Genomic DNA, 2,955 nt, shown 5'->3' with positions numbered 1-2,955 from the left:
GCAGGGGGTTTATTTTTTACTGTGACACAAAAAAAGTCCTGCAGCACCCTTAACCGTGCCGCAGAACCTTTATTTTCTTATTCATCCGGTTTATAAATGATCTCTCCCTCATTTACCAGCCCCAGCTTATCCTTTGCCACCTCTTCCACATATTTCTTGGTCTGGGTGTACTTCCTGTATTCCTCTATCTCTTCCGTACGGGCCTTTTCCGCATCGATCTGTTCCTGAAGGACCCTTTCCCGCGCCGCGTAGGTCTCCTGCTTCTGCCTTAACTCCGCGCTCTTTAAGGAAACAACCACAAGAAGCATCAGTACCACCATCAAAACCAGGAACATACCCAGTCGGTTCTGCCTCTTCTTGCGGAAAACCACTTTTCTTTTTACCATAATCTAACACCTCTTTTGAAAAGTCAGCTTTCTGCTTCCCCGCGCCTCAATTTTTTCCCACTCAGTTTCTTTGCTGCCTGTTCTTTATTCTGCCGTTTGCTCTGCCTTTTCTCCCGTCGTTTACATAACCTCATTTTAATCACTTTCTCCCATGCAGTCAACCTGTATTTTATCTGTCTGCGCCGGATTCTTGCCTCCCGCGCCGCACGGCGCGCACACCGGCCTGCAAGGACCTTCATCTTGCGCCAAAGGAACCGGATGGGAGCGCTCAGCTTCCACAAAATTTTCCCAATCAGCGCAATCAGCTTATTAACGGCCCCTGACACCAGATTTACCAGCGCTGCGCTCAATGTTTTCTTATAAAGAAACATACCGGTGCCCGCGCCGATAACGGAAAACCAGCGGAACATGCCGTTATTTTCATAATAAAGCATATAAAAAATACCTGCCGTTGCCAGCACCCAGAATACCAGGTCCTCCAGCGAAAGCAGGAACCATCCGTGGGGAATGATTCTCCTGAAAATCCGGAACAAATCATAAATAAAAGTAATAATCACGCCCAGGAGGAAGGAATGCAACATAAACACTCCCTCTCCCGCAATCACCGGGCTCACGGCGCACCTACTTGAAAAGCCTGGAGAAAAGGGATTCGCCCTTTCCGCCATAGCCAGTGTTCTCCGAATAGGTTAAGCTGTCTATTTTACCGTCCACATCGACCTCGCCCTTATCTAACATCAGGCGGCTTACATGCAGATCGCTTCCTTTTATCATGAGCATCCCCTGTTCCGTTTCCAGGAGCACCTCCGCAACGTCAAAGGACAGCACATCACACACGCCCGTGATATTGCAGATTCCTCTGTCCGTCAGAACCATCTTATGCTGTCTTACTCTGGTTGTATTCAAATCTTCCATAGCTGAGGCCTCCTAACGTATGTAACTGTCCGGCTTCTTCACAGTACCTGCCAGAATCCATCCCCAACCACACCCGGCAATGGATTCCGGCATTCCTGAGTCACTTTTTTACAGCCGGCGCAAAACACCGGCCTGCGCAGTTCAATATATTGCCCTGCCAGACAGTAACCATATTTCTTATAGAATATATGTCAGAAGGTCCGCATTTATGACTCCGGCTTACCTGAAACCATCCTCCAGCGCCCGGATTTTTCCATTCAGCTTCTCCCTCAGCTCCACCAGCCAATCCGGTTCCTCCGCCGTCCGCGAGCTGACGCAGCGGATAAGCCGTGCATAACTGCGAAGATTCACAAACCGGCGCATCAACGCAAGCATCGACTCCGTCTCCTGCGTATAGGCATACTCTTCGGCATATCCCTCCAGAAAGGTTTTCTTTATCTCCGGCAGCCGCTCCTTTTCTCCTTCCAGCTCATCCTCCAGACTGTCCCATACCTGTGCAAGATCCAGCGCATACCAGCAATAAATCCCGTCATCAAAATCAATAACCCGGCAAACCCTTTCCGACGCATCCCAGAACACATTATCCGGTTCAAAATCATAATGCACAAGCCCATAGTTATCCGCCGTCTTCGGAAGGCCATCCAGCGCCTTCCTCACCTTTTCAAGCTCCTGCCGCGCCCCTTTGGATCCTCCGTACTCCTCCAGGACTTCCCGTATCCATTCCAGGATATCCGCATACGACCGCTTCCGCACCGTGGGTACATACGCCGCAGACAATGCATGCAGCCGCCCAAGCGCCCTTCCATACGCGTACACCGCCTCCCGGGGATACCCGGAATCCACCATCTGCACACCATCTACCCCTTCAAAAACCGATGCATAAAAACATCCATAAACCGTTTCCAGCCGCAGCAGCTCCTCACCCGGCACCGACGCGACCGCCTTCAAAGCAGGATACCCCTGCCCAAACCAATTTCCACAATAAAAAAACGGCACTCCCGAAAAACAGAAGCACCGTAATTTACCGCCCGAAAAAACAACAGGATGAATGCCGTCAGAATTGTCCTGCAAAATGAGCCGTATGCCTTCGTTTTCCGTAATTCAAAAATATCCGATTCCTCATAATAACGACTCACCTGCCTTTCCTGACCCCATCATAACCCCGGGCCCCTAAAAAGTAAAGCCCGTTCTCAATTTATCCCAACACCAATTTCCCTACAGATACTTAAACAGCTCCTTCGCCTCTTCCTTCCGTACAGTCTCCTGCACATCCAGCACTTCCACCTTCACATCCTTATTCCCGAACTGAATCGTAATCACATCCCCCTCCTTCACATTAGAAGAAGCCTTGGCCGGCTTATCATTAATCAAAACCCGCCCCGCATCACAAGCCTCATTCGCCACCGTCCGCCTCTTAATCAACCGCGACACCTTCAAATACTTATCCAACCTCATACTCATTCATCCTCTCTTCCTCAACAAATAACACCGCACTAACCCTTCCTTCCCTCACAATCCCCCCATCCCGCCCCATCTCCTGCGCTTATGGGTTTTTGCCCTCCCCCTCACATTCTTCAACCAAATTCCCCGCCACCGTCCTTCATCCCCGCATTACACAACCTACGCAGGAACGGAAGGAGAATCCGGAACCAGGGCG

The 2,955-nt window shown here is 50.4% G+C and carries 5 protein-coding genes; all 5 read right to left on the bottom strand.

Features of this window, described 5'->3' with window-relative positions:
* Nucleotides 1–77: 77 nt before the first annotated feature.
* A complete protein-coding gene (locus HMPREF1548_RS20430) occupies nucleotides 78–386 on the bottom strand; it encodes a septum formation initiator family protein (RefSeq protein ID WP_021638431.1) in 309 nt (102 codons plus the stop codon).
* Nucleotides 387–409: 23 nt separating this feature from the next.
* The gene (gene yabQ / locus HMPREF1548_RS20425) at nucleotides 410–967 is read right to left on the bottom strand and encodes a spore cortex biosynthesis protein YabQ (protein WP_051358449.1); all 558 of its coding nucleotides are present in this window, start codon (nucleotides 965–967) and stop codon (nucleotides 410–412) included.
* 40 nt (nucleotides 968–1,007) lie between these two features.
* Nucleotides 1,008–1,298 carry a sporulation protein YabP gene (gene yabP / locus HMPREF1548_RS20420; protein ID WP_021638429.1) on the bottom strand — a complete coding sequence of 97 codons (291 nt, stop codon included), beginning with the start codon at nucleotides 1,296–1,298 and terminating at the stop codon, nucleotides 1,008–1,010.
* A gap of 219 nt (nucleotides 1,299–1,517) precedes the next feature.
* Nucleotides 1,518–2,246, bottom strand: a complete 729-nt coding sequence (locus tag HMPREF1548_RS20415) for a phosphotransferase enzyme family protein (RefSeq protein WP_055725930.1) — start codon at nucleotides 2,244–2,246, stop codon at nucleotides 1,518–1,520.
* 267 nt (nucleotides 2,247–2,513) lie between these two features.
* A complete protein-coding gene (locus HMPREF1548_RS20405) occupies nucleotides 2,514–2,753 on the bottom strand; it encodes an RNA-binding S4 domain-containing protein (protein ID WP_025488183.1) in 240 nt (79 codons plus the stop codon).
* Nucleotides 2,754–2,955 lie beyond the last annotated feature (202 nt).

The sequence above is a fragment of the Clostridium sp. KLE 1755 genome (genome assembly GCF_000466465.2).
Lineage (GTDB): Bacteria > Bacillota > Clostridia > Lachnospirales > Lachnospiraceae > Eisenbergiella > Eisenbergiella porci.
This window is presented reverse-complemented; position numbering and strand designations above follow the sequence as displayed.